This window comes from Nostoc sp. DedVER02, assembly GCF_034530675.2.
Taxonomy (GTDB): Bacteria; Cyanobacteriota; Cyanobacteriia; order Cyanobacteriales; family Nostocaceae; genus Nostoc.
In genome coordinates this window covers 174349-199559 of the sequence record NZ_JAVRCP020000006.1, presented here as the reverse complement: position 1 = coordinate 199559, position 25211 = coordinate 174349, and the positions used below count along the sequence as shown (strand labels likewise).

At 42.3% G+C, this 25211-nt stretch carries 27 protein-coding genes, 1 tRNA gene and 1 riboswitch; of the genes, 10 read left to right on the top strand and 18 right to left on the bottom strand.

Going from position 1 to position 25211, the window contains the following annotated elements; genetic code table 11:
• Positions 1–117: 117 nt before the first annotated feature.
• The 3 genes from RMZ41_RS10040 to RMZ41_RS10030 form a co-directional block, all read right to left on the bottom strand.
• Positions 118–885 carry a phycobilisome rod-core linker polypeptide gene (locus tag RMZ41_RS10040; protein ID WP_322640162.1) on the bottom strand — a complete coding sequence of 256 codons (768 nt, stop codon included), beginning with the start codon at positions 883–885 and terminating at the stop codon, positions 118–120.
• Between the two features lie 530 nt (positions 886–1415).
• The gene (locus tag RMZ41_RS10035) at positions 1416–1964 is read right to left on the bottom strand and encodes a hypothetical protein (RefSeq protein ID WP_322640161.1); all 549 of its coding nucleotides are present in this window, start codon (positions 1962–1964) and stop codon (positions 1416–1418) included.
• Positions 1961–2578: a phycobiliprotein lyase gene (locus RMZ41_RS10030; protein ID WP_322640203.1), complete on the bottom strand. Its 618-nt coding sequence runs from the start codon at positions 2576–2578 to the stop codon at positions 1961–1963. The genes RMZ41_RS10035 and RMZ41_RS10030 overlap by 4 nt, the downstream gene beginning before the upstream one ends.
• Positions 2579–2877: 299 nt before the next feature.
• Here RMZ41_RS10030 and RMZ41_RS10025 point away from each other — a divergent pair, with 299 nt between their 5' ends.
• The 4 genes from RMZ41_RS10025 (at position 2878) to RMZ41_RS10010 (ending at position 5337) form a co-directional block, all read left to right on the top strand.
• A complete protein-coding gene (locus RMZ41_RS10025; RefSeq protein ID WP_242060871.1) occupies positions 2878–3048 on the top strand; it encodes an NblA/ycf18 family protein in 171 nt (56 codons plus the stop codon).
• A 325-nt stretch (positions 3049–3373) separates the two neighbouring features.
• Positions 3374–3931, top strand: coding sequence for a bleomycin hydrolase (locus tag RMZ41_RS10020; RefSeq protein ID WP_322640160.1), 558 nt, complete (start codon positions 3374–3376; stop codon positions 3929–3931).
• A gap of 85 nt (positions 3932–4016) precedes the next feature.
• Positions 4017–4511, top strand: coding sequence for a bleomycin hydrolase (locus RMZ41_RS10015; protein WP_322640159.1), 495 nt, complete (start codon positions 4017–4019; stop codon positions 4509–4511).
• Positions 4512–4728: 217 nt separating this feature from the next.
• Positions 4729–5337 carry a HEAT repeat domain-containing protein gene (locus tag RMZ41_RS10010; protein ID WP_322640158.1) on the top strand — a complete coding sequence of 203 codons (609 nt, stop codon included), beginning with the start codon at positions 4729–4731 and terminating at the stop codon, positions 5335–5337.
• Between the two features lie 28 nt (positions 5338–5365).
• On the opposite strand, the gene RMZ41_RS10005 is transcribed toward RMZ41_RS10010, so the two are convergent.
• From RMZ41_RS10005 to RMZ41_RS09995, 3 genes are read right to left on the bottom strand one after another with little or no spacing between them, the layout of a single operon-like run.
• Positions 5366–5764 carry a transcriptional regulator gene (locus tag RMZ41_RS10005; RefSeq protein ID WP_322640157.1) on the bottom strand — a complete coding sequence of 133 codons (399 nt, stop codon included), beginning with the start codon at positions 5762–5764 and terminating at the stop codon, positions 5366–5368.
• Positions 5764–6669 (bottom strand): HEAT repeat domain-containing protein, encoded by a 906-nt coding sequence (locus RMZ41_RS10000; RefSeq protein WP_322640156.1) that lies wholly within the window; start codon positions 6667–6669, stop codon positions 5764–5766. The genes RMZ41_RS10005 and RMZ41_RS10000 overlap by 1 nt, the downstream gene beginning before the upstream one ends.
• 31 nt (positions 6670–6700) lie before the next feature.
• Positions 6701–6940 carry a hypothetical protein gene (locus tag RMZ41_RS09995; protein ID WP_322640155.1) on the bottom strand — a complete coding sequence of 80 codons (240 nt, stop codon included), beginning with the start codon at positions 6938–6940 and terminating at the stop codon, positions 6701–6703.
• Between the two features lie 337 nt (positions 6941–7277).
• Between RMZ41_RS09995 and RMZ41_RS09990 the strand changes: the two genes are divergently transcribed.
• Positions 7278–7907, top strand: coding sequence for a hypothetical protein (locus tag RMZ41_RS09990; protein WP_322734364.1), 630 nt, complete (start codon positions 7278–7280; stop codon positions 7905–7907).
• A 77-nt stretch (positions 7908–7984) separates the two neighbouring features.
• On the opposite strand, the gene RMZ41_RS09985 is transcribed toward RMZ41_RS09990, so the two are convergent.
• Entirely contained in the window at positions 7985–8785 is an 801-nt protein-coding gene (locus tag RMZ41_RS09985) for a DUF1838 family protein (RefSeq protein WP_322640153.1), read from the bottom strand.
• Between the two features lie 354 nt (positions 8786–9139).
• On the opposite strand from RMZ41_RS09985, the gene RMZ41_RS09980 reads away from it, so the two are divergent.
• Together RMZ41_RS09980 and RMZ41_RS09975 are read left to right on the top strand one after the other, a co-directional pair.
• Positions 9140–10408, top strand: a complete 1269-nt coding sequence (locus RMZ41_RS09980) for a HEAT repeat domain-containing protein (RefSeq protein ID WP_322640152.1) — start codon at positions 9140–9142, stop codon at positions 10406–10408.
• Positions 10409–10461: 53 nt separating this feature from the next.
• Entirely contained in the window at positions 10462–10737 is a 276-nt protein-coding gene (locus RMZ41_RS09975) for a hypothetical protein (RefSeq protein WP_322734363.1), read from the top strand.
• Positions 10738–11024: 287 nt separating this feature from the next.
• On the opposite strand, the gene glgA is transcribed toward RMZ41_RS09975, so the two are convergent.
• From glgA to RMZ41_RS09950, 5 genes are all read right to left on the bottom strand, one after another.
• Positions 11025–12464: a glycogen synthase GlgA gene (gene glgA, locus RMZ41_RS09970; protein WP_322640202.1), complete on the bottom strand. Its 1440-nt coding sequence runs from the start codon at positions 12462–12464 to the stop codon at positions 11025–11027.
• Positions 12465–12599: 135 nt separating this feature from the next.
• A complete protein-coding gene (gene hemC, locus RMZ41_RS09965) occupies positions 12600–13571 on the bottom strand; it encodes a hydroxymethylbilane synthase (RefSeq protein WP_322640150.1) in 972 nt (323 codons plus the stop codon).
• 327 nt (positions 13572–13898) lie between these two features.
• Positions 13899–14051: a hypothetical protein gene (locus RMZ41_RS09960; protein WP_322640149.1), complete on the bottom strand. Its 153-nt coding sequence runs from the start codon at positions 14049–14051 to the stop codon at positions 13899–13901.
• Between the two features lie 9 nt (positions 14052–14060).
• A complete protein-coding gene (locus tag RMZ41_RS09955) occupies positions 14061–14219 on the bottom strand; it encodes a hypothetical protein (protein ID WP_322734362.1) in 159 nt (52 codons plus the stop codon).
• Positions 14220–14301: 82 nt separating this feature from the next.
• Complete coding sequence (locus RMZ41_RS09950; protein WP_322640147.1) at positions 14302–16572, bottom strand: PAS domain S-box protein; 2271 nt, start codon at positions 16570–16572, stop codon at positions 14302–14304.
• 112 nt (positions 16573–16684) lie between these two features.
• On the opposite strand from RMZ41_RS09950, the gene RMZ41_RS09945 reads away from it, so the two are divergent.
• On the top strand, positions 16685–17248 hold the full coding sequence (locus tag RMZ41_RS09945) for a Uma2 family endonuclease (protein ID WP_322640146.1): 564 nt from the start codon (positions 16685–16687) through the stop codon (positions 17246–17248).
• Between the two features lie 39 nt (positions 17249–17287).
• Here the strand turns inward: RMZ41_RS09945 and RMZ41_RS09940 are convergent, their stop codons facing one another.
• The 3 genes from RMZ41_RS09940 to RMZ41_RS09930 all read right to left on the bottom strand — a co-directional run bounded on the left by RMZ41_RS09940 (position 17288) and on the right by RMZ41_RS09930 (position 20354).
• Positions 17288–17839, bottom strand: a complete 552-nt coding sequence (locus tag RMZ41_RS09940) for a Uma2 family endonuclease (RefSeq protein WP_322640145.1) — start codon at positions 17837–17839, stop codon at positions 17288–17290.
• 804 nt (positions 17840–18643) lie between these two features.
• Positions 18644–19381: a phycobilisome rod-core linker polypeptide gene (locus RMZ41_RS09935; RefSeq protein ID WP_322640201.1), complete on the bottom strand. Its 738-nt coding sequence runs from the start codon at positions 19379–19381 to the stop codon at positions 18644–18646.
• 109 nt (positions 19382–19490) lie between these two features.
• Positions 19491–20354, bottom strand: coding sequence for a phycobilisome linker polypeptide (locus tag RMZ41_RS09930; RefSeq protein ID WP_322640144.1), 864 nt, complete (start codon positions 20352–20354; stop codon positions 19491–19493).
• A gap of 235 nt (positions 20355–20589) precedes the next feature.
• Here RMZ41_RS09930 and RMZ41_RS09925 point away from each other — a divergent pair, with 235 nt between their 5' ends.
• Positions 20590–21267 carry a response regulator transcription factor gene (locus RMZ41_RS09925; protein ID WP_322640143.1) on the top strand — a complete coding sequence of 226 codons (678 nt, stop codon included), beginning with the start codon at positions 20590–20592 and terminating at the stop codon, positions 21265–21267.
• On the opposite strand, the gene mutS is transcribed toward RMZ41_RS09925, so the two are convergent.
• From mutS to RMZ41_RS09910, 3 genes are all read right to left on the bottom strand, one after another.
• Positions 21264–23897: a DNA mismatch repair protein MutS gene (gene mutS / locus RMZ41_RS09920; RefSeq protein ID WP_322640142.1), complete on the bottom strand. Its 2634-nt coding sequence runs from the start codon at positions 23895–23897 to the stop codon at positions 21264–21266. The two genes, RMZ41_RS09925 and mutS, sit on opposite strands and share 4 nt — an antisense overlap.
• 101 nt (positions 23898–23998) lie before the next feature.
• Positions 23999–24160 carry a DUF4276 family protein gene (locus tag RMZ41_RS09915; protein ID WP_322640141.1) on the bottom strand — a complete coding sequence of 54 codons (162 nt, stop codon included), beginning with the start codon at positions 24158–24160 and terminating at the stop codon, positions 23999–24001.
• A 208-nt stretch (positions 24161–24368) separates the two neighbouring features.
• A tRNA-Val gene (locus RMZ41_RS09910) sits at positions 24369–24442 on the bottom strand.
• A 166-nt stretch (positions 24443–24608) separates the two neighbouring features.
• Positions 24609–24773: riboswitch (cobalamin riboswitch) on the top strand.
• A 21-nt stretch (positions 24774–24794) separates the two neighbouring features.
• Between RMZ41_RS09910 and RMZ41_RS09905 the strand changes: the two genes are divergently transcribed.
• Positions 24795–25211, top strand: coding sequence for a DUF1636 family protein (locus RMZ41_RS09905; protein ID WP_322640200.1), 417 nt, complete (start codon positions 24795–24797; stop codon positions 25209–25211).

Sequence of the window (25211 nt, the reverse complement as noted above, 5' to 3'; positions counted from 1 at the left end):
ATGGGATACAGTCTGTTCCACTAGTTATACCTAAATGAAACTCCTACATAACCCAAGACTCATGCACGCTATAAAAATATCAAAGCGATGTACTAGACCGCCGCCGACCAAAAATTGTTACTTAATTCCAGCTAACTGGCGATAAGGTACAGACTTTTCGATATCGATGTTGAATGACGAGATTCTTTGTGGCGTATTGCCAGCTGCATTGACACTTTGTGCCATAGACAAAAATAGAGCCGGATCGCCAGCCTTGGGTTTTTGCTCTTGTGGAAGGAATCTGCGTACTTCGACCTGCCAAATGATTTGGGGGAAACCCAGTTTAGCGCGGTGGTAATCTTCGTATCGAGGAGATTTGATGTTGAATGGCAACTCACCTGTAGACTGAGATGGTAGTATCCGACGGCGCTGATAAGGCACTGTAGAATATCCAAAATTGCTCAGGTACTCTTCAGTGTTGAGAACTTCATCAACAAAGCCTACAATACCCTTGGTAGCGACTACAATTGACCAAGCGATTTTTTCGCGCTCGTTGTATGGGTCGCGTCCTAGAACGCGCTGAATTACTTGCTCAACAAAGCGGTAATTATTGTTGAGGTCGTAAAAGCTTTTCTTAAAGGTATTGGAAAGCACTAACCCACGAACAAAGTCCCGAACAGTAATTTGTCCATTACGGAGTTGAGACTCTAAATATGTTTCGCGATCGGCAGCAAAAGCATAAAAGAAAAGTTGACGATATGCTGCTTCGATCAAATCGCCTAAATCTGATGGAGACAGGATATTGTCTGTAGTAAAAATCCTGGGCTGTTCATCGCCTGGTACTTCATATCCAGCTACACGCTGATTTTGACTTGAAGGTTCATATTCTAACAGAGGAATTGACATTCTAAAGCCTCCATGTTCTTAATCAAAGTTAACAACTTTAAATCACATATTAAGGGAGTAGTTGTATCAGAACCTCAGATTCTGATAAAATTTCACGAAACTTAACTAAGAGTGATTTCAGTATTTGGTAGCAAAAACGATTAATCGTGAGCGATTCAACTCATAGTGAATCAATAAAAGTAATGCAACTTAGTGCAACTTCCAGCTTAATAACTACAAATGATTAAAAAGTTTTGTTCACATATTTTAGATTAGAAGATTAGGTTTCACTTTTTTTAACTGAAGCAACAATATTTAACATTTAGCAAAAGAAATTAACGGGGATTGGGGATTGGGCATGAAGAAGAGACAAGGGAGAGACTTATTCAATAATTCCCCCTTGTCCCCCTGCCCCCTGCCCCCTGCCCCTTGTCCCCCTGCCCCCTGCCCCCTGCCCCTTGTCCCCCTGCCCCTTGTCCCCTGCCCCCTGCCCCCTGCCCCTTGTCCCCTGCCCCCTGCCCCCTGCCCCCTGCCCCCTGCTCTCTGCCTTCTCAACAATGACCTATCCAAAATTCCAGGGGATCTATGGTTGATTTACAGTAAGGCCAGCTACGTAAAATTGCTTCCATTCCTTCTTCCCAGTAGGGTGGTTCTAATCCCAGTCCTAAACATAGATGGGATAGGATGTTAGCAAACTGCTGATTGTGACCAAAGTCTCCTAGATGAGCATGAGCATATTCATGGACGACTACACCAAACCAGTCTTTAGGTGCAACTCGACCGACATCTACCAGAATAGTGATGGGATTTGTGAGAATATTGCACAGCCCGTCTATACCAAAAGATTGAGCTATGGGAACTGCAAAAATTTGGATGTGGCGACGCTCTTGTGGATGAAAACACTCATGACAAACTTGTAAGTAAGCGTTGATCTGAGCATTAACGGTGTTAATATTTTCGCCAATCCAAGTGCAAATGGGGATGCGATCGCGCAGGTTATCGAACACATCCACCATCTCTGGCTCTAGGGCTAGCCCCTGCACCCGGCGCAGATAATCTTGCCCACGAATAAAAGCATCACTCTGCTTGAGATAATTCACCAGCCCAAAACTGAATAAAATTGTTTTTTTTCTAGAGTATCCTGCCCTTGTGCAGATGTTACTTGTTCTGTGTTGGCAGCCTCAGCAGAACCTTCAATGCGGGTTTCACTACAAAACGATGCCGTGCTGAAGCCACCAAAGCGTTTCACTGTACTGGTTCGCAGTCGCATATTTGGACTGGCAAACCAGAACCTCTCAATGGAACTCATTGTTTCATATTCGGTTGTCAACACTAATCCGTCTTCATCATCCATGTGAAAAAGACCGACTACAGGCACGATTTCGGCGTAACCTCTTTCACGCAATAATTTACCGGCTCTAGGGTTATCTCTATCAGGCACGATCGCAAATATAGTTTTTCCCTGATGGTTCTCTTCATTTTCTCTATCCCAAGCCATTGTACCTAGCCAACGCACACGCGATCCACCTACTGATAGGCTGGGGTCGATTTCATGATACTTGCACAGTTCAATGATTTCTGGATGATTCGCTTCTAGAGTTTCTACCTCTATATCCGATTCTCCCGTCTCTGAGCGCTTGAACGCCAGGTGATGAGTTGCCCGTTGCGATCGCCACTTACCAGCACTTAGCTGAAAAAACTCCATTGCGTCTATCAATCTTCTGACTCCTACTTATGACTCCTGCGGATGATGTTATGCGTGTTTTTTCTTTTTACAGTTATTGCTATATAAACATTCTAAACCTTACAGCGATTAGCGATCGGCTTCAACAAACTCTCTACAAAGGGTGAGATGGAGATGCTATTACCAAATTGTAAACTTTTATGAGCGTGATTAATTATGGCTTGACAATGTAGACAATTTAATATCCCAGTGCTAAACTAGTAGAAAGCGATCGTCTTCACACTAGCAGTAAAAACAAATACCTTCGATTCAGTCAATCAGAGGAGTGAATGATGGATTTTCCAGTCGAACTAACCTTAGAACAACAGTTTCGCTTACAGAACTTGAAAGACCAGGTAAAGAATTTGAGTCAACAAGAAGCTCAGGAGTTTTTATTAGAAGTTTTACGGCAGATGATGGTAAAAGATAATTTGGTCAAACATCTCCTAAAACAAGCTTGATCGAGCAGAAAAAAGAATATCTTTTCCTTAAGACTTACGCATTGGCAGAATTCCATTAAAATGCGTAAGTCTTAATTTTTTGGGGATTGCGAAGAGGCAGGGAGCAGGGAGCAGGGAGCAGGGGGCAGGGGGAAATAACCAATTCCCAATGCCCAATGCCCAATTCCCAGACCCAAGATAAATATTACAGATTATTACTTTGTCTCTCATAGTAAAGACTAGGGCGCTATCGATCCCCTATGTTTTTGTTTGGCTACTCACAGTTGATCTGATTGAGAACAGGCCAGAAATAATATCCGCCATTTGTGAATATTAAGGAGAACTCATGGTTCTTGATGCTTTTTCCAGAGCTGTAATTGCGGCTGATGCCAAAACCGCTCCTATCGGTGGTGCTGACTTAGCAGCCCTTAAGTCTTTCATTGCTGAAGGCAACAAGCGCCTTGATGCTGTGAATGCGATCGCCAGCAATGCTAGCTGTGCAGTTTCGGATGCGATCGCTGGGATTGCTTGTGAAAACACAGGTTTGCTGCAAGCTGGTGGTAACTTATACCCCACCCGCCGGATGGCTGCTTGCTTACGTGATGCTGAAATCGTTCTGCGCTACGTAACTTATGCACTATTGGCTGGTGATTCTTCCGTATTAGACGATCGCGCTTTGAACGGTCTGAAAGAAACCTACACAGCTTTGGGCGTACCTACTGGATCTTCAGTTCGCGCTTTCCAAATCCTGAAGGCTATCAGCGTCGCTCACATCACCAACACCAATACTGAAGCTAACGCTGGCAAAAGATTCCGTAAACTGGAAACTCCTCAAGGCGACTGCTCTGCTTTAGCTGCTGAAGCTGCTAGCTACTTCGATCGCGTTATTTCTGCTCTGAGCTAATTGCTAATTCCTTACGGCTAAAGCCTATTAGTCAAGCCAACTGAAATTAAAACTCGATCAAATCAAATTTGGAGTATAAAAAGCAATGAAATCAGTTATCACTACGGTTATTGGATCTGCTGATGCAGCAGGTCGTTTCCCAACCTCCTCCGATCTAGAATCCGTTCAAGGTAGCATTCAGCGTGCTAGCGCCCGTCTAGAAGCTGCTGAAAAGCTCGCTTCTGGTATCGATAACGTAGCTAAAGAAGGTTATGATGCTGCCTTTAAGAAATATCCTTACCTGAGCCAAGAAGGTGAAGCTGGCGACACTCAAGTTAAGAAAGACAAGTGCCTCCGCGACATCAAGCACTACCTACGCTTGATCAACTACAGCTTGGTTGTGGGCGGTACTGGCCCTCTGGATGAGTGGGGTATTGCAGGCGCTCGTGAAGTTTATCGCTCTTTAAATCTGCCCACTGCTCCCTACGTTACCGCGTTGACTTATACTCGCGATCGCGCTTGTTCTCCTCGTGACTTGTCTCCTCAAGCATTGGTTGAATTCCGCGCTCTTCTCGACTACGTAATCAACTCCCTTTCATAGTAATCGGATTTGACTAGACGTAGACGAGCGATCGTCATACTCTAAAACTCAGGGACTCTCAATCTGTTGCTTTGCCTGTATGTGGTTGAGCGATCGATCAAGAGTCCCTTAGTTGTCAACTAATTCGTAATTCGTAATTCGTAATAATACTCGCTACCGTTACATAAACGTAATTCATGATTTCCCTTGAGGGATTTCAACCAAGAAATTTTCTTTTATGACCATAGATTCTCTATTTGAACAGTTGAAACACCCCAACCCCAATCTCCGGGAACGAGCTATGTGGGAACTGGCTGAGGTTCGGGATGAAAATACTATTTCTCGCCTGATGGATATTTTGGATGAAGAGGATGTAACTTACCGTCGTGCTGCTGTTAAGGCACTGGGTGCTATTGGTACTGATGCTGTCCCATCATTGGTAGATTCATTACTAAATAGCGAGAATGCAACTATTCGGGGTAGTTGTGCTAAGGCTTTGGCACAGGTTGCTGCTAACCATCCAGATGTTCCTTTCCCGAATGAAGGCTTAGAGGGATTGAAAACAGCACTCAACGATCAAAATGCCGTTGTTTATATTGCATCAGTAATGGCGCTGGGTGAAATTGGTTCTCCTGCCTTTGAGATTTTAGCTGAAGCTTTAAAAACAATAGATAATGTTGCGCTAGCTGTGGCGATCGTTAATGCACTGGGTTCGATGGGTGATATCCGGGGAGTGGAAGTATTGAGAGCATTAACTAATGATGAATCTGCTGATCCCTATGTTCGTGAATCAGCAGTGAGTGCTTTGCCCCGATTAGATCAGGTGATTAATTATAAAGGAAGGTAGCGATCGCTATCCCAAGAGGACGAATAGATTAAATGAACAGACTGGGTGTTACCTTGAAATAATCTCCAAGTGCTTTAGCTTGTGCCTTACTAATCGACCGCTTTCCATTCACAATTTCTGATACTACGCCACTCGACCCGATGATGTTTACCAAGTCAGCTTGGCGGGTGTTACTAACTTCCATAATGTGTTGGAGAATTTCATGCGGTGCAGATTTATCCATTGGATAATTCTCTGCTTCATACGCTTCAATCAAAATTACTATAAGCTTATGCAAAGCTTTCTCTTTTGGAGTCCGGTTCTTGCAAAACGTTAGACGCTCTGCAACAGCTAGGGCGCTATTATACTCCTCTTCTGTCTCAATTACCTTGGGAGCAACTTCACTTAGTAGACGACTATAAGTAACTTGGTCAAAAGTACAGTTCATTACCAAGCATCTTCCTCTAACTGTCTCTCAATTTGAGAAATCGCCAACTCAATCACCGCCTGAACTCCTGCTTCGTCTTCTTTGCTTAATGCGGCTTGTAGGGGTTCTAAAGCAGTGCGATCGCCAATTTTCATTAATGCTAGAGCCGCCGCTTTTCGAGTCTCCCAATCGGGATGATGCAGTAATTCTACCAAATTAGGAATTGCTGGTTGATAAGCCAGGCTGCCCAAAGCAGATGCCGCTTCACACCGTACCATTAAGGATGAATCTGTGAGGGCGTTTACCAGGATTTGAAATGCTCCCTCTTCAATGCCTTCTTCAGCAATTTTAGCGATCGCACCTACCACCGCAGCCCGAACATCAGCCGAGTCTGAGTTAATCTCTCGATATAAATGCTCCTTTGCCTCTGCCCCAATAAATCCCAGCGCCCATACTGCATGACCTTTGGCGCTTTCTGGATACTCTGTTGATGCTAAGATTTGCAGCAATGCTGGTACAGCTGCCTCACCGATTTTGGCCAGCCCTCCCACCGCCGAGGTTTTAACCACCGTATCTTCGTCATTTAAGAGGGCATTAACCAAAGTGGGAACTGCGATCGGATCGGCAATCAGTGTCAGGGTTTTGGCGCTGGCTCTGCGGACAACTGGGTTTGGGTGATTTGCTACAGCTTCCATCAACAAAGGGGTCGCCGGTTTCCCGACTTTACCCAACGCCTCTGCAAAACTCAACCGAATCATCCCCCGTGAGTCTCCCATACTCTCAATCATCTGCTTGAGTAGCTCTTGGTCATCAGGGTTGAAGGAGTTTAAGCCTAATTGCTCATTGACTGCTGCTAGTATTGCATCAGTTTCTGCCTGAGAGAGATTTAACGAATCCTCCCCGGATTGAGTTTTGGAGTCGAGCATGTGACTTATAGCTAAATTATCAAGATGATTACTAGTTGCTGGCGCTCAGGGCAGCTTGCTGATTACGGAGTTCTTGAAGGGCAGAATCAATCTTGGCAAGCTCAGGCTCCAGTTGTGCCATAACATTTACTCTCATCAACTTAGCCCGTTTTGCTGTTTCTGTAGTTTCTTGAACTAGACGTTCCCGATATAGTTCAAGTTCTGCAATAACTTCGGCAACATCTTGAGAGGTTATCTTATCGGTTGTTGTGAATTCTGAGGTTTCATCCATAACTTTTGTTTCCTAAATGCGTATTTATATGAATTATGTGTAGTTAGTTTTCGACTATCGTTTGCATTTGGTTACTCGCTAAAGATCTGCACTTATTAAATGCATAAAATTGAACTATTGGCAAGAGTTAACTAACTAATAGCTGACACATGCATATATTCTGATCTTCTCAGATCGCGTTACCACTGGTAAAGGTTTTTGATAGAAATCTTCAAAAGTTGAACCCGACTACAGTTTTTAATTTAAGTTATGATAAATTTTCTGGGCTTTTTAGGCTAAAGTGCGTAGGCGTATCGCGTTAATATAATTTACCAATGTAAACACGGAAATCTATGTAATGATTGCCAATCCTTGTCTCCAAGCTATAGTAGAAGCTCCGTCATATAAGGGTGAGCAACTATGGCCGTGGACTGTTGCAGACTATAAACCTTTCTCACGCATTCAGTTATATAGTGAAATGACGGATTGGGAAGTTGGTTTAATATTTGCCCAACTGGTAGATTACAACAGTTTACACAATGAGGGTAATGCTAACGATGTTCTATATCGAGTTATTGAGTCCAAGAAATTGATTTTGCCAGGAGGTCTTCAAGTTAGGTCTACTGCTGATAAATTAATCTATCCCAGTTGCTGTTGTGGTTTAGAAGAGTGGCGGGAGTGGTTGGATTTTTTGGCCACAGGGCGATCGCCTTGGCTTGGTCACGATCCAAGCCCTTGGATTGAAATGGTGAATGGTTTTGTTCGTGTATGGTCAGATGGAGGAATGGATTCAAAAGGCCGTGGATTTCATCTTGATTTTGAGCAATCCACCTTCAAGACGGAACTGAGAAAAGTGCAGCATGACTTGAGTACCTTCCTAATAAAAATTGAGGACTGGGCAAATGGTATTGGGTTTCCAGAACCTAACAAGCTATCTTCTAAGTTTGACGAATGCTTTGCTATTTCACATAAATGGTCAAAGAAATAGTTACCAACTGCTTAACTAATTCGTAATTAAATTCTGAATTACGAATTACGAATTACGAATTACGAATTACGAATTATTTAAGATGTTTCCTCTAGTGGGAAAATATCTCCTCGTAAGTAAGATTCAAAGTTTTTCTTAAAGTATTGAATGCTAGTGACATTCGGCTCATCACTTTCTGTTGGTGTGAATTCATAAATTGGTACTTTTTTCCTTACCAACTCGACCAAGCTGGGATGAAGCTGCTCAAAAGAATCTACTCTAAATATTGTTGTTTCAAATCTTAATTTAGCTGGATGAGAATATCCTAACTTCATCCAGGGCATCCAAGGACAGTCTCTCGCCCATTTAGCAGGAGGGACTTCAGTCGCATCGGGTCGGCAAGTATTTGATATAAAGTACTCAACTCCCTTAAATTTTTCTCCAGGGCAATAATCTGAATATTTACTATCTCCTGCTAACGGATGTGGATATTCTAAAGGAATTTCCATAACCGAGGTAATATATCCCTTACCTTTAGGTATAAGAAATTTCTTTGGCTTGACTGACCCTTGGACAATGCGGTTAGCAATGTGAACTACTGGTACTGGCTGACTCGTTGTTGGTGACTGCCAAAAGTGCAGAATTTCTTGTGTGTCAGGATCGCAAAATAAACCCAACTCTCTATTGATGCGATACCCAACTTCGCCGTGTTCGGGATCGGGTTTGAGAAATACTTTAGTAGCATTCATCCCAATAATAGAGAACAATTTTTCTTTTGGCTTATCTGGTGTTTCTTGCCACGAAATCTCTCCAGACCAGTTGTAATAAAGCTGTAACCCATGATTTTTTCTGTAAAAATCGAGGTTATTAAATTCGTAGTCTTCTAAATAATCATTCATATAGGATTACTATTTTATTTTTGAACGAACTTATGTATTGTAGAGTGTGTTAGAACAAAGTTCGTAACGCACTATTATCAAGGTTTGATGCCGTACTCTCCGCGCTCACATCCTACGGATATTTTCTCCAAATCAAACCGGATTCCTATATCTGTTTTTATCATCCTCAAATGGCTGCGTAAATGCAAAGTAGCCGTTAGACATTGCAATTCTTATTTACTAGACAGTAAGCAGATTTTATTTTGACGTAAACTTCGACTTAACTATTTTAGTCATCTAATGTCTAATGCCCAATCCCTAGTACGATAGTAAATATGACCTCTGAGCAATTATCCAAGAGCCATTTACAGATCAATGGATAAACGTTTTTTTAAAATGTTTGGGCTAACAGAAGATCAAGCGATCGCAATTATCGATACACCATTAGAACAACTCGAAGACGCTTCTGATAAGTATATTGCTGTTTCCCATTTAATTAACTATCCCACTGAACAATCGATCGCAGCTTTGGTACGAGCGATTGAAACCAGTAACCCTGATGAGTTAGATCATCGCATTGTCCGACGCAAGGCTGTGGAAAGTTTAGGGCGATTGCAAGCTGAATCAGCTTTACCTGTAATTCGGCAATGTCTTAAAGATGATGATATTTATACTGTTGAGAATACCGTGTGGGCGATCGGGGAAATCGGCACTAAAGATCCAGAAATTCTTGAAGAAGTGGCGCAACTACTGGATAAACCAGGTCAAATATATCGAGTTATTATTCACACTTTAGCTAATGCTGATTATCAGCCGTCTTTAGAACGTGTAAATAAATTTACTAAAGCAGAAGATGAACCTACCCGTAGTGCTGCGATCGCTACAGTTTGTCGTTTCACCGGTGACTACTCCCAAATCACTGAGGTGATGGCGCTGCTGCAAAGTTCCAGCGTTAATGCACGGCGCGGTTGCATTCAAGATTTGATTGATGCACGCTACTACAAAGCCATCCCAGAAATTGCCCGTTGTCCTGTATCTCTGGTGTTTCGGCTGCGAGGTTTGCGAATGCTTTTGGATGCAGGCGTTCCTAGTGGTGAAATTACCTTTGCAGAAATTCAACCTTATTTAGAACAAGTACTTTACGATCATCCCAACGACCTTGATTTAGTACATGAGTATGATGCAACCCCTGTACTAGATTTTGTCATTAACGAACTCTACGAAACCGATTTTGGACGTTGCTATTTAGCGACAAAAACCTTACTAGATATCTATGCAGAAGAAGCACCCCAAGCACTTTTAACAACTTATCTAGACAAAGCATATAACGATTATGGCGCTCATTATCATGTAATGAAGCTTTTCGGTTGGTTGAAATATGCTCCCGCCTACGATTTGCTAGTAGAAAATCTGCATAACCGCGAACCGCAGTTTCAGAAATCTCGCGCGGCGTGTGCGATCGCTCTTGGTGAATTGGGTGATGTACGCGCAATTCCTGAAATCAAAATTTGCCTCAATACCCCAGTTTGGGATTTAAAATACGCTTGTTTATTAGCGCTAGATCGTTTAGGAGATTCTTCTGGTCGGGAAATTTGCGTTAATGATGCTGATTGGTTGATTAGGGCGAAAGCAACAAGTATTTAATAGTTAGGAGTTAAGAGTTAGGAATTGTATCAAGTCTAAATATTATCGATGCAATGGCATTGTTAGTCGATACATTGGCACTGTCAGTTGATGCAATGGCATTGTTAGTCGATACATTGGCACTGTCAGTTGATGCAATGACGTTGTTAGTCGATACATTGGTACTGTCAGTTGATGCAATAGCATTGTTAGTCGATACATTGGCACTGTCAGTTGATGCAATGACGTTGTTAATCGATGCAATGGCATTGTTATTCAATACATTGGCATTGCAAATTAAAATACTTTTGTGTACGCCGTCGCTTTACAAGCTCTTAGAGGTTGTTTGAAAAGTATTTCGCTGTGACTTTAGGGTTTTTGAGACGCGATAAATCGCCGTCTCTACAAGTGTTTTGGTCTTATATGAACTGTATTGCCCCTAACCCCCTTAATCACCCTGATGTATTGGGGGGAAACCGGAAAATCCAGTTCCTTCCCCTTTATAAGGGGAGGGTTAGGGTGGGGTAAAACCTGTGTTCTTCAGCTATTTTCAGACTTGTGTGTACACCGTAGCCTTAAAAGGGGGGAACCGGAATCAAAGTCTCCCTTTTTAAAGGAGATTTAAAGGGATCGTAGCTCAGGACTTGCTACTCTTCACTGCTTCGTTTAACACTAACTCTGGTTGTGGTGTTTCCTCTTCTTCTGGCAAACCGTAGATTGACCTGTACAACTTCACGTACTCTTTAGCAGATTGATACCAACTAAAATCTTGACTCATGCCGCGTTTTTGTAGTTCTTGCCATTGCGGTTTGAAACGGAAGCCTTCCCAAGCCCGGATCATACAAGTGAAAAGGTCTAGCGGTTCATAGCGGTCAAAACAATAACCGGTGCCTGTGGCATTTTCAGGATCGTGATGGCTTACGGTATCAACTAATCCACCTGTGCGGCGAACAATAGGGACAGAACCGTAGCGTAAAGACATCATTTGACTAATACCGCAAGGTTCAAAACGACTAGGCATTAAGAAAGCGTCAGTACCAGCGTAAATGCGGCGAGACAGGGCATCGTTATACAGTAAGTAAGTTGCCATGCGTCCGGGAAAGCGGGATGCTAATTCCCACATCTGAGTTTCATAGTAGCGATCGCCTGTTCCCAGCAAAACAAACTGTGCATCTGTATAAGATAGGAAGCGATCCAAGATTTGTAATATCAAATCAATGCCTTTTTGTTCTACTAATCGGGTTACAATCCCAATAAAAAAGGCTTTGGAGTTAACTTCTAATCCTACTTCTTGTTGCAAAGCAATTTTATTAGCTTTACGTCTTTCTAAAGTATCAGCAGTAAAGGTTTGCTCAATGTATTTGTCATTTTCAGGATTATAAACTTCAGTATCAATACCGTTAATAATCCCAGATAACTTACCGCTAATAAAAGACAGCAAACCTTCTAATGTTTCACCATAAGTTGCTGTTTTGATTTGTTCAGCATAAGTAGGCGAAACTGTATTTACTTTATTGGCAAATTGCACTGCTGCTGCCATTGTATTGTGTCCTTGCATATACCAGGGACACCAAGTAATTTTCTCTAAATACCAACGCCACGGCCCTTGATAAGCCAGGTTATGAATGGTAAAGACTGTGGTGATATCAGGATCTTGGTGCATCCACACGGGAATCATCCCTGTATGCCAATCGTGACAATGGATAATTTCTGGTTTCCAGTAATTCCAAGCAAACTCGGCTGCACCGTTAGCAAATAATGTGAACCGCCAATCTTCATCATCTCCAGAATAGATGCGGCGCGGCATAAAGGCCGGATGTCCAAATAAGTACAAGGGAACATCAGTACCAGGTAGAACACTTTCATAGACTGCAAAGTGCTGGAACATGGCATCTCCCCACCAGATGGGTTCTTGGGGAATTTCCATTTTGTCTGGCAGGAAGCCATAGTAAGGCAAGAATATCCGCACATCATGCCCCATTTCTCTCAGGAATTTGGGTAATGCCCCAACAACATCACCCATTCCTCCTACTTTGGCAACGGGTGCTGCTTCTGCTGCAACAAATAGAATCCGCATGGTAATTTTTGCTTCCCCGATTCTGTCTAGAATTGTCCAGTTCACTCTGCGATCGCACGCGACCAACGCAATTTTTCGCGTTTTTGGTGCAACGGCGATCAATTCTTATCTAATCACATCGGCTTGCCCAATTGCTTAGGAACCGCGCTGAATTACCGCAAAAATTTCTGATAAAATTTCTTCTGCTCCCTGTTTCCGTAATACTTCTGCTAGTTCTGTGCCTAGCGCTTCGGCATTGTTGGCAATTCCTGTGACGGTATCTTTTACCAGCTTTTGACCATCTATACTGGCAACTATGCCTGTTAAAGTCAAAGTTTCACCAGATACTTCTGTATTTACACCGATGGGTACTTGACATCCGCCTTCTAAAGAGCGTAGAAAAGATCGTTCAGCGAGACAGCGATCGCGTGTTGCGGGATGTTCGATGGCTTTGAGTAGAGATAGCAATTCACTATCATCAGCACGGCATTCTATTCCTAAAGCACCTTGTCCAACTGCGTGGAGGGAGATTTCATTAGGAATAATTTGATGAATGCGATCGCTCATTTCCAATCTTTCTAATCCTGCGGCTGCCAAAATTAGGGCATCATATTCGCCTGCATCTAGTTTTGCCAAGCGTGTAATTAAGTTTCCCCGGACATCTTTAAAAGTAAAGTGGGGAAAGTTGTGGCGTAACTGTGCTAACCGCCGCAGCGAAGATGTCCCAATTACCGCACCTTCGGGTAATGTATCGATTTGTTTATCTTTGTGCTTTTCATGCACAACTAATGCATCGGCTGGATTTTCTCGTTCAGTAATTGCTGCCAGTGTTAACCCTTCTGGCAAGTTAGTCGGCAAATCCTTGAGGGAATGAACTGCAAAATCAATCTCATGATTGAGCATTCCAACTTCAAGTTCTTTAGTAAAAAGTCCTTTATCGCCAATCTTAGCTAATGCTACATCCAAGATTTTATCGCCTTGGGTAGACATGGTGTGGACTTCAAAAGTGATATCAGGAAAGCTTTTTTGGAGTTGCGCTTGTACCCAATAAGTTTGAACTAGAGCAAGTTGGCTTTTGCGCGAACCGATCCGAATAGTGCGTGGAGGACTAGAAACAACTGAAGTCATAAAACAATATAATATCGCAGGCGATAAATTCACTTTTATCTAGACTACCGTAGTCAGGGACTCATACTAATTTTGGGGTTTGAATTTTGGATTTTGGATTACAATTCTTTACCAAAAGCTGGTTTCAGCAATCTCGAACAATACTACTGAGTACAGCATTCGATTAATTTTTATAGGATTATTATTTGATTTTTGAACGAAATTAGGTATTTTAGAGCAATACGCTTGGGTTAAGGCTAAAAACTAAAACTAGCGTAAGTTGGGTTGAGGAACGAAACCCAACATTATCAAGGGTTTGATGCGTTACGCTGTCGCTAACACATCCTACTATTCTGGCGTAGGTTGGGTTAAGGAACGAAAGCCAACGTTATTAAGAGTTTGATGCGTTACGCTGTCGCTAACACATCCTACTGGCGTAGGTTGGGTTGAGGAACGAAAGCCAACATTATCAAGGGTTTGATGCGTTACTGAGTACAGCATTCAATTAATTCATAACGAATTAAATTTGGCAATACCCTGCAATGTTAATGCGTCGGGTAACAATGCCATTGCATCGAGCAACGATGCCAATGTATCGGGCTGCAATGCCATTGCATCGGGTAACAATGCCAATGTGTCGAGCAACAATGCCAATGCATCCTCTTGCATTAAAAACGCTACGCTTTGATGCAAAAGACGGGAGGCGACAGAAGCTTATGGGCTTTACAAGCGTGTCATTCGTTTCTGAGACTTATTGCGTAAGTCCTACTTGTAATAATGGGAGAGCGATCGCACAAGTAGTACCAATTCCTACTTTACTGGTAATGTTAATATGACCCTGGTGTAAATCTACACACTTTTTAACCACTACCAATCCTAATCCTGTACCAGGAATGCTTTTGACATTATTGCCACGATGAAATGGCTCAAACAGCTGCTTTTGATCCGCTAACGGAATTCCAATACCCCGATCTTGAACTTGGAGCATTACCGTATCTGATTTAAACTCCAGACTAAGATGAACATTCCCCCCTTGAGGAGAATATTTAATCGCATTCAGCAGCAAATTAGACAGAATGGAACGCAACAACCTTTCATCTACCGAGGCAGGAACAGCTTTTCCTTGGCAAACAAAACTAAGTGTATGCCTTTGGTCTGTACTTAAGCGCATTTCTTCCACAAAATAACCGCAGAATGCTTCTAAATCTAAAAGTTTGGGATTAAATTCTAGTTTTCCAGTTTCGGCTCGATTGATGGTTAGAATATCGTCTAGAATCTGAACCATATTTTTGACAGAGAGTTGAATTCGCTGTAAGTTCCTTAGTCGCTTAGAAGAGTTATCCCATTCATCTTGACAGTCTTCTAGCAATTGGGCTGCGGCTAAAGCAGTACTTAGAGGTGTGCGAAACTCGTGAGATGCCATTGAGAAAAAGCGTGTTTTGAGGACGCTGAGTTCTCGCTCTCGCTCTAGTGCCATCCGAATTTCATCTAACCGCTTGCGCCCTGTAATGTCACGTTGTACTGATATCCAGTGAGTGTACCAGCCAGTTTGATCGGCTACGGGTACAACGCTGAATTCATTCCAGAATTCAGAGCCATCTTTGCGATAGTTGATTACCTGAACCGTGACTGTTTCCCAACGAGAAAGGGCAATCCAGACTTTATCTAGTTCAGCGCGACTTGTTTTTGCTCCTTGCAGGATACGGGGCGTTTTACCTAAAACTTCTTCTAAGCTGTAACCTGTGATTCGGGTGAATGCTTCATTAACATAAATAATATTTGGCCCAGGTTCGCCAATTGGTTGAGCTTCGGTGATAACTACAGCATCATTTGTATTTACAACCACAGATTGCAGCAACCGCACCTGTTCTTCCTGCTGTTTTTGGTGGGTGATATCAGCAATCACTGCCACCATACCGTTGATACTATCATCGCTATCATGCAAGGGAGCGGCAGAGAAAACTATATCGATCGCAGTGCCATCTTTCTTAAAACGGCGCAATTCAACTCTGGTATAAGTTGTCCCTTGCAATATACTTTGTTGCAGAGTATTGTATTCCTCTAATTGATCGTCTAAAAAAATTGGGTTAGGACGATCGATCACCTCCGCCTCTGTCCAGCCAAACATCCGTTCAGCAGCAGGATTCCAGATTTTCACATTTCCTTCTAAATCAAGTGTGAAGATGGCGCGAGGAGAGGCAGTAATTAAGGCTTGCAGGGCGGATTGGGTGCGTTGACGTTCAGCTATTTCGGCTCGGAGGGAAACATTGGCTTTCGCTAACTCTTGAGTTCGTTGTTGAACGCGGTTTTCTAATTCAGCGTTGAGTGTCTGTAGCTGTTTGTAAAGTTCTGATTGTTGGATAGCGATCGCCACTTGGGTTGCAAGTTGCTTCATCAATTCAATTTCCCAAGATTCCCAGATGCGGGTGCGATCGCACTGATGAGCAATTAATAAGCCCCAAAGATAAGGAGTAGAAGCAGGAGTTTGGCGATCGCGTTGCTTATCTGCTTCCCGATTTTCTTGGAGAATTGGCACTACCAACTTGGCTTTGACACCGAAGTGTTTTACAAAGTCTGCTAGACATGATTCGACATCAGCTTGTTCAATATTAGCGATCGCGCGGGTTTTCCCCAATGAATAAGCTTGATGATATTCTCTCGGAAACACTTCTTCTGGAAAAGTTTCTCCCAAAATCTTTGTATATTCAGGTAAAACTGTTTCAGTAATTGCGCTACCAGTGCCATCTTCCCAAAGGCGATAAATCAGCACCCGATCTGCTTGGAGAAACTCGCGCACTTCTGCAACTGTGGTAGTAAGAACCTCCTCTAACTCCAAAGATTCACGAATATGTTGAGCAATCTGATTTACTAACCGTTCCCGCTCAGTTTGTTGCCGTAGAATTACTTCTGCTCGTTGCCGTCTAGTTACTTCTAGGTTGAGAAAATAGTAAATTGTCCCTAATGCAACAATGCTAAAGCCGATAGAGATTGGAGCAAGATTGATAATATTAAAATCTGGCATGATAATAGAAAAGAAAGATTAGAAGTATCTGGTTTAGTTTACTGTTTTCTGCTTATCCATTAGTTATGAACATTGATAAACTAAACATAGGACTTTCAAATTGGCAGAAGTCATGAGTGTTGCGAAATCTGTATCCCTAACCCTGGAAGAGTTTCTCAAGTTACCAGAAACAAAGCCTGCAAGTATTTATATTGATGGAGAGATTATCCAGAAACCAATGCCGAAAACCCGCCACTCACGACTTCAGGCTAAATTGGTTAGTGGAATTAATGAAGTCACAGAAGAAAAGCAAATCGCTTATGCTTTTCCAGAGTTGCGTTGTAGTTTTGGTGGTCGGTCAATTGTTCCAGATGTAGCGGTTATTCGTTGGCAACAAATTGAGTTTGATCAGAACGGAGAACCTATAGATGATGTGCTAATTGCTCCTAATTGGACAATTGAAATTCTTTCTCCAGATCGGAGTTCCAATCGAGTTACAAGCAATATTTTGCACTGCCTAAAATATGGTTGTCAGCTAGGATGGTTGATCGATCCTGATGATCGATCAGTTCTCGTATTTAAACCACATCAACAACCAGAGTTTTATCATAGAGAAGATCGCTTGCCTGTTTTAGATGGGATTGATTTAGAGTTGACAGTAGAACAGGTATTTGGCTGGTTAAAGATGAATGCATAGCGAACAAGCCATATTAATCTGTAAATTTAGTTTCTACTTCTAAATACTCACAATGGAACTTACTGATATAGCCAAATCTGGAAATGCTTGTGGGTAAATAGTACCTCCAGTTAATGTGATTTTTGAAGCATATTCTCCATCTTGAGGATCTCGAAATACTACAATGTGTCGCTTTTGAAGATTAACTACCCAATATTCAGAAATTTCTACTTCAGCATAAATTTTAGTTTTTATTTGTAAGTCCTTATCTAAACTGGAATCTGAATATTCGATTAACCAGAAGATATTTTTAGGATAGGGATGATGTTCTAAATATTCACGTCCCAATCTTTGTACAACAGCAATATCAGGCTCAGGTTCAGAGTTGTTAGGAAGGGTAATCGGTTTACTAGGGCGAACCGTGGCGCGATCGCCTAAAAGTTGAATCAGATATTCCCCAGCTTCACTGCTGAAGTAGGCATGAGGTTCTCCTTCTGGTGACATTTCTACAATTTCTCCCTTTAGTAGTTCTACATGCCGAGCGTCTAGGATGCCTCCCGCGATCATCCTGTGATATTCATCTATTGTCCACTTCGCTGTAGTTACAATCATAGAAATGCTTTTTATCGCCTATTACCTCACATCGTAACGTAATCATAGAAGTTATTAAGTGGGTAGTAGTACGCCAAGGGAACTTGGCGGGGTAAAGGGTAAAGGGGAAGGGGGAAAGGGTTTAAATCCCTTACCCTTTTCCCTTTCCCCTTTCCCCAGCCCTCACTTAGCATTTTTGGGTTGGCAGACTAGTAGGCGTAATTAAATATTAAGATCAAACCTCACCCTCAATCCCTCTCCGATACTTTGGAGAGGGAAGCCGGAGCAGGGTGAGGTTTTTTATTTAATTTGACCCACTTACTTAGATATCAAAACTTTTAACAATGTTTATCAAATCTAGTGTATAAACCACCATACTTAAACCAGTATTGCCTTAACTGATGACAAGGCGTAAACAAACTGGCTTTAACACGATAAAGAAGAACCTGTCGATGGTCGCCCATCCAAATTTTATCAATCGGCTCAACAGAAATTAATGTTCCTCCTAAAACGGTTATACAGTCAGTAAATCTATCAACACAAGAATAGTCTATGGTTTCAAATACAAAAAAGTGACCCGAACAGATTAAATGACGGCTTCTTATCCAACATTGGAGCTTTTTATGCGCTTGTGGCGGCAACATTGTTTTGCTTCAAGTATTTTGAAATAAATGCAGTGGTTAAATCGATTTTTAAATGAACTTATTGGATAAATAGTTTTTTGTTTTATGCAGAGGCGCTTCTGGTGGAAATTGCCTATTCTACATTTTTGAAAAGTAGAGTGCGATCGCTATATTAGGCGATCGCACTTTGTTAAATTCTCAGCTAGTATCCGCCCAACTTTGGCAAGTAACCAGATACAGTTAGCCAAGTAAACAAGACAATCAGCCCCAGCAACGAAGCTAATAGCCATAACACCACATCCCTGTCAGAACTGCGTAAAAAGGTTTTTAAAGTAAAAGGCTCAATCTGCTTTCTAATTATGGGAAGCGGTAATTTGTCACGATAATCTTCGCCATAACGAGCCATCCTTGCAAAAGGTAATTCACCTTGAGAACGTCCTTGCAAAATTCGTCGCCGTTGATAGGGAACTGTATTGTAACCAAAGTTACTAATGTACTCCTCACTATCCACTAAAGTATCGATAAAACCTTGTATTCCTTTGGTAGCTAGCACAATCGACCAGGCCAGTTTTTCGCGTTCATTGTAAACTTCACGACCGAGGAAACGTTGTACACATATCTGCACAAAGCGGTAGTTATTGTTGCTTTCGTAATTGAGTCGTCGAAATGCATCAGATATTGCTAACCCTCGAATAAAATCCTTGACTGTAATTTGACCGTTTCTCAGTTGGGATTCTAAAAAGGCTTGGCGGTTGCTATCTAGCATCTGTTGTTCGTGGAAAATCTGACGATAGGCAGCCATAATCAAGACATCTATTTCTAGTGACGATGGCAGATGTTCGGCTGTATAAATTCTTGGTTGCTCATCGCCAGGAATCTCATATCCAGATACACGATGGTTTCGAGATGAAGGGGAGTAATTTAATAAAGGAATAGGCATAATATATTTGGGAATTGGGAATTGGGCATTGGGCATGGGGAATTGGGCAAAACAGTCTGAGTAAAAAGGTGGGATTTCCTACTCATAACTCAGCACTCATAACTCAGCACTAGTTAACAAGGGTGATACTCGCAATCACGCCGCCTTGCTGGTGAATGCGTTGATATTCTTGCGAGAGTTTATTGAAGGGTACGAGATAAACTTGGTTGCTGCGGCGAAATGGAGAAATCTGATTTACTGCCTTTGCTCGATAACCAGTAACTTCCAATCGATATACCTTACCTTCATCACTAGCTGCTACACCATGACGAGTTCTAGAACCAAGTGGCGGATTGCGGAATGTTGCACCACTGCTAGCTGGTGAAACCACAGGGGTAGGGGTGCTTTGAATTACCAAACTATTTAAACGAGGTTGCTTACCTGCCAAATTCCCTTTGAGGCTGCTACTAGAGGCTCCTCGAACTAATTGGAATATATGGGTAAACTGCACGATATTCTGAAAAGCTTCGGTTTTGTAGCCTCGAATATAAGGTACAATGTTCTCTCCGAAGGTATCTTGGTACTCGTCGCTATCAAGATAGGAATCAATATCAGCGTCAAAGCCTTGTTCATCGAGAATAGTACTGTGCGATCGCATTTCTTCTAAGTCAATAGGAGCGCGACCAAGCAAATGCCTAAAGTTCAACTCAATTGCCCGATAACGAGGACAATTGTGAAAAAATCGAGAACGATATAACTCAGACTTCGCCACCAAACGCACAAATTCGCGGACGCTGATTTCACCCCGCTTAAACTGCGACTCAGGAATAGTCAGCCGCTCACTTTCCATCACATAGGCATTTCCTAACACCTGTCTGTAGATAACTGTGATGAGAGCTTCAAGTTCTTCTGCTGAATAACCGGGTACTCTCTCAATTGAGTCACTGTCTTCAAACAGGCTGATACCTAAACGTGAACTTGCTCCAAAAGCCATTTTCTGAAAATCTCCTGGTTAAACATCAAGTTCTTTTGGAACTTCTTAAGGAGGTTATTAGAAACCTACATTCAATCAAGAATTGCATACCAGAAGTAAGGAAATCACTCAGGAAATGGTAAAGAAATCGGAAAGAAATCACAAAAACTAAAAATTGTTACTTTTTGCAATATTTTCTCAAAGAGCGTTCACAGATTGTTTTAAACATAACTAGTATGTAGGGTTAAAAAAATTTATGCGAATTCTCTTAGTTGAAGATGATGTCCGCCTGGCCGAAACTTTAGCAGAAGCCCTTACAGACCAGCGTTATATGGTTGATGTGGTGGCAGATGGTGAGGCTGGATGGAATCAAGCCAAAATGCTGGATTATGATTTGCTGCTGCTTGATGTGATGTTACCAGAACTAGATGGAATTAGTTTATGCCATCGGTTGCGATCGCACAACTACACTATGCCTGTTCTCATGCTGACTGCTCGTGACACCGTTAGCGATAAAATCACTGGATTAGATGCGGGGGCTGATGATTATGTCGTTAAACCAGTTGATTTGCAAGAACTATTTGCCCGAATTCGCGCCTTGCTTCGGCGGGGTAATGTTTCATCACCACCGATTCTAGAATGGGGCAATTTGCACCTTAACCCCAGCACTTACGAAGTGAGTTATGGAGAAAATATGCTCCATTTAACCCCAAAAGAGTACGGGATATTAGAGTTATTGCTACGAAATGGTCGTCGGGTTCTGAGTCGCAGCGTGATTATTGAACATATTTGGTCGCTAGAGTCTCCTCCAGAAGAACATGCTGTGAAAGTTCATCTTAGAAGTCTACGTCAAAAGCTCAAAGCAGCCGGAGCTTTTGATGATTTTATTGAAACAGTTCATGGTATGGGCTACCGTCTTAAACAACTGCTTTAATCCAAATTTTGCAGTCCCATCGCAATCTTACTATGTTTCTCAATTTGTCCCATTACTTGTTTAGCTCGTTGAATTACTACTGCTGGTAAACCTGCCAATCTTCCTGCTTCAATACCATAAGACTTATCAGCGCCTCCCGGTTGAACTTGGTGCAAAAAGATAATTTGGTCGGGTAATTCTTTCACCGTCACTTGATAATTAGCTACATTCGGCAAAATACTTGCCAGTTCATTCAATTCATGGTAGTGAGTAGCAAAAATTGTTCGCGCCCGAATATCCACTGCAATATATTCTGCCACCGCCCAAGCGATGGAAAGACCATCGAATGTCGCCGTTCCTCGACCAATTTCATCTAATAAAACTAGTGACCTAGATGTGGCATGGTTGAGAATATTCGCCGTTTCATTCATTTCCACCATGAAGGTAGATTGACCAGTTGCAAGATCGTCTACTGCCCCTACACGGGTGAAAATGCGATCGCATATTCCCAATCTAGCAAACCTAGCTGGTACAAAACTACCAATCTGCGCCATTAACTGAATCAATCCCACCTGACGCAAATAACAACTTTTGCCACTGGCGTTTGGCCCGGTAAGAATAATCAAATCGGGATTGTCATTTGTCATTTGTCCTTGGTCATTTGTTATTTTTTCTTGGTCATCTGCTAATGGCAAATGACTAATGACTAATGACTCTTGACCCAATTGAGTCGAATTCGGCACAAAGAAACCCGCAGGTAAAGACTGTTCCACCACAGGATGACGGCCATCAACAATATTTATTTCCCTTCCAGACAACATTTCTGGACGACAGTAACCTTGATGCACCGCCAACTCAGCCAAACCACACAATACATCCGCCGCTGCCACTGCACGAGATAGATTACGAATTACTTCCGCCTCTTGTGCTACCTCTTCTCGCAACGCTGTAAAAATTTCATACTCCAACTGATTTAAATCATCGCGTGCTGTGAGAATTCGGGCTTCTCGTTCCTTCAAATCTGGGGTGATGTAACGTTCCTCATTGGTGAGAGTTTGCTTGCGAATGTAATTAGCGGGTACTTGGTCAGCTTTGGTGCGAGAAATGCTGATGTAATAACCAAAAGTTTTGTTAAATCCTACCTTCAGCGTCGAAATTCCCGTCTTAGCCCTTTCATCAACTTCCAAGTTGGCAATCCATTGCTGGTCTGCTTCTACAGTTGCTTTTCTCTCATCCAACAGGGGATTTACACTAGGACGAATCAATCCACCTTCTTTAATTAATATGGGTGGCGACTCCACAAGATGGGCGTGTAACTTTTCTGCTAATTCTTCCAACACACTTGGGACTTTCTGTAAAGCTTTGAGAAATGGCGATCGCGCTTCATTTACCAAGTGAGATAATTCCGGTAAACGTGAGAGAGAATCTGCCAAAGCTACTAAATCTCTGGCATTAGCTGTACCAGAACCCGCCCTTCCAGTGAGACGTTCTAAATCATAAATTTGGCGTAACAACTGCCGCAAATCTTGACGCAGAGGTGTATTTTCCATCAATTCTTGGATGGTATCAAGACGTGCCCGAATGCCTTTAATATCAAGTAATGGTTGCAATAACCACCGCCGTAAAGCCCGCCCACCCATCGCTGTACTAGTTCTATCTAGTGACCAGAGTAGAGAACCGTGAAAAGTTCCATCCCGAACGGTTTGAGTAATTTCCAGATTACGGCGGGTTTGACTATCAACAATCAAGTAGTCAGTGACAGTATAGGTGCGGAGTCTTTGCAGAGGAACTTGGTTTTCTTTTTGTGTATCTTCCAGATATTCTATAAGACCACCAGCCGCACGGACAGCGAGGGGAAGATCATCGCAACCCAGTCCTTCGAGCGATCGCACCTTAAATTTCTGCAATAATCTAGGTCTAGCTTCTCCTTGAGAAAATGGAACTTGCGATCGCAAACTATAACAAAATGATGGTGGCAAACACTCCGGTAGATGGGGCGAAGTTTCTCCGGGACGTAGCAAACTACCCAAATCAGGCGCATTTGTCGGAACTAACACCTCTGAAGGTTGCAAGCGCATTAATTCCTGGGTCAAATGTTCTAAATCACTATCTTGAGTTGTGAGAAATTCCCCTGTGGAGATGTCTGCATAAGCTAAACCCCAATGATTTGCGGCAATTACCACTGCTGCTAGGTAATTATTGCGACTGGATTTTAGCATTCCTTCTTCTAACAAAGTGCCGGGGGTAAGAATGCGCGTTACTTCCCGCCGCACCAATCTACCAGCAGCTTCAGAAGCATCTTCCACTTGGTCGCAAATTACCACTGCATAACCTTTTTCTACCAACATTGTGGTGTAGCGTTCCCAAGCGTGATGCGGAACACCAGACATCGCCACTCGTCCCTGTTCACCAGCTTGCTTGCTAGTGAGGACTAATTCTAATTCTTGCGCTAGTTTGACAGCATCTTGAAAATAGCATTCAAAGAAATCACCCACCCGATACAGCAATATTGCGTGAGGATATTTATCCTTCGTCTCGACATAGTGCAAGTACATTTGACTTAGCTTACTCCGGTCAACCTGCTGATGGTCGGAAATAAAAGTACTTGCATCGGGTTTGGTAGATGGAGTTTCAGAGTGAGAGGCGGTCATAGATGCTATCGAGTTACGCACAGAAATTCCACAATATCCGATGATAGCTTGATGTTAGGGGTGAATTGCGATCGCTCAAGGATATTTTACCCTTTGTTATATTAGCTTGCTGATGCACCCATTATTGCAGCTAGTGTGGTGAAGAGGCGATCGCAGTCTGGCGAAGCCTTACGTACTTTATCCACATCCAATAATTCTAAAAGCTTTGAGGCATGTTTGATTTTTTGGTACTCACCTTTTGTAGTAGGACGAGTAGCGCTCAAGCATTTTTACCCTTTTGGTGCGATCGCAACAGCACATAGGTGATATAGTGGCAGTAATTACTTTGATGCTCCCACACCTAAAATGTGTGAGGTTTTTAAAGACTAAGCCAAGTCTTCAGTAACCTATAGACTCAAGTAAGTATACAGGTTTACAAACACGGCACTAAATTTTTCCCACTGTTTATTTAGGCTGGACATTTCAAAAAAATGGACGTAACTGGATTCGAACCAGTGACCTCTACGATGTCAACGTAGCGCTCTAACCAACTGAGCTATACGTCCTTAACCACACGAATATTAACGTTAGCATATACTTCTTGGATCAAGCAAGAAAAAAAGAAAATTAAGCTAACTTTATTATGTGACACTATTTTATGGAGTTAGGCAAAGTTAGGATATTCGCTCGTTAGCTGTTGGTAATATCCTTTTATGAGATGACCCTAGTGTATGATCGATAAGGTTATTCGGTTCTGGTGGGGAGCAGCTACCAGAGGTAACGGGGAAAGTTCGGTGCAAATCCGGCGCTGTCCCGCAACTGTAAACCAATTTGAAATGTAATCTAAAATTTCAAATTGAGTAAGTCAGGATGCCCGCCGAAATAGATTTACCAGTTCTATATATCTGCGAGGTACAGATGACTACTACTATAAATGTTTCCCCAACGAATCCTTTGGGTGTTGCTGACCATACTTTATTTGTGTGTAAAACTTGCGCTAGCGTTTGGCAAGAGGGAAAACGCTTAGGTGAAAGTGGTGGTCAAAAACTTCTAAACGAACTTCAGCAGCTTGCACAAGATTGGAACTTACGAGATGAATTCCCAATTAAAGAAGTTGAATGCATGAGTGCTTGTAATCGTTCTTGTGTAGTTGCTTTTGCTGCCAAAGGCAAATTAACATATTTATTTGGTGATTTAGCCGTTGATGGTAGTGCATCTGCGGTACTAGAATGCGCTAGTCAATATTATGTTAAAGCAGATGGTTTACTGCCTTGGTCGGAGCGTCCAGAAGCCATGAAAAAGGGCATTTTAGCAAAAATTCCACCTTTATTGTAA

Coding starts and splice junctions, on each gene's coding strand:
- RMZ41_RS10040 (WP_322640162.1), bottom strand. CDS start 885: ATGTCAATTCCTCTGTTAGAATATGAACCTTCAAGTCAAAATCAGCGT.
- RMZ41_RS09980 (WP_322640152.1), top strand. CDS start 9,140: ATGGATAAACGTTTTTTTAAAATGTTTGGGCTAACAGAAGATCAAGCG.
- RMZ41_RS09930 (WP_322640144.1), bottom strand. CDS start 20,354: ATGGCTTTTGGAGCAAGTTCACGTTTAGGTATCAGCCTGTTTGAAGAC.
- RMZ41_RS10025 (WP_242060871.1), top strand. CDS start 2,878: ATGATGGATTTTCCAGTCGAACTAACCTTAGAACAACAGTTTCGCTTA.
- glgA (WP_322640202.1), bottom strand. CDS start 12,464: ATGCGGATTCTATTTGTTGCAGCAGAAGCAGCACCCGTTGCCAAAGTA.
- RMZ41_RS10005 (WP_322640157.1), bottom strand. CDS start 5,764: ATGAACTGTACTTTTGACCAAGTTACTTATAGTCGTCTACTAAGTGAA.
- RMZ41_RS10000 (WP_322640156.1), bottom strand. CDS start 6,669: ATGCTCGACTCCAAAACTCAATCCGGGGAGGATTCGTTAAATCTCTCT.
- RMZ41_RS09990 (WP_322734364.1), top strand. CDS start 7,278: ATGATTGCCAATCCTTGTCTCCAAGCTATAGTAGAAGCTCCGTCATAT.
- RMZ41_RS10010 (WP_322640158.1), top strand. CDS start 4,729: ATGACCATAGATTCTCTATTTGAACAGTTGAAACACCCCAACCCCAAT.
- RMZ41_RS10020 (WP_322640160.1), top strand. CDS start 3,374: ATGGTTCTTGATGCTTTTTCCAGAGCTGTAATTGCGGCTGATGCCAAA.
- RMZ41_RS09925 (WP_322640143.1), top strand. CDS start 20,590: ATGCGAATTCTCTTAGTTGAAGATGATGTCCGCCTGGCCGAAACTTTA.
- RMZ41_RS09950 (WP_322640147.1), bottom strand. CDS start 16,572: ATGCCAGATTTTAATATTATCAATCTTGCTCCAATCTCTATCGGCTTT.
- mutS (WP_322640142.1), bottom strand. CDS start 23,897: ATGACCGCCTCTCACTCTGAAACTCCATCTACCAAACCCGATGCAAGT.
- RMZ41_RS09945 (WP_322640146.1), top strand. CDS start 16,685: ATGAGTGTTGCGAAATCTGTATCCCTAACCCTGGAAGAGTTTCTCAAG.
- RMZ41_RS09995 (WP_322640155.1), bottom strand. CDS start 6,940: ATGGATGAAACCTCAGAATTCACAACAACCGATAAGATAACCTCTCAA.
- RMZ41_RS09960 (WP_322640149.1), bottom strand. CDS start 14,051: ATGCTGTACTCAGTAACGCATCAAACCCTTGATAATGTTGGCTTTCGT.
- RMZ41_RS09940 (WP_322640145.1), bottom strand. CDS start 17,839: ATGATTGTAACTACAGCGAAGTGGACAATAGATGAATATCACAGGATG.
- hemC (WP_322640150.1), bottom strand. CDS start 13,571: ATGACTTCAGTTGTTTCTAGTCCTCCACGCACTATTCGGATCGGTTCG.
- RMZ41_RS09975 (WP_322734363.1), top strand. CDS start 10,462: ATGGCATTGTTAGTCGATACATTGGCACTGTCAGTTGATGCAATGGCA.
- RMZ41_RS09935 (WP_322640201.1), bottom strand. CDS start 19,381: ATGCCTATTCCTTTATTAAATTACTCCCCTTCATCTCGAAACCATCGT.
- RMZ41_RS09905 (WP_322640200.1), top strand. CDS start 24,795: ATGACTACTACTATAAATGTTTCCCCAACGAATCCTTTGGGTGTTGCT.
- RMZ41_RS09985 (WP_322640153.1), bottom strand. CDS start 8,785: ATGAATGATTATTTAGAAGACTACGAATTTAATAACCTCGATTTTTAC.
- RMZ41_RS09955 (WP_322734362.1), bottom strand. CDS start 14,219: ATGCAAGAGGATGCATTGGCATTGTTGCTCGACACATTGGCATTGTTA.
- RMZ41_RS10015 (WP_322640159.1), top strand. CDS start 4,017: ATGAAATCAGTTATCACTACGGTTATTGGATCTGCTGATGCAGCAGGT.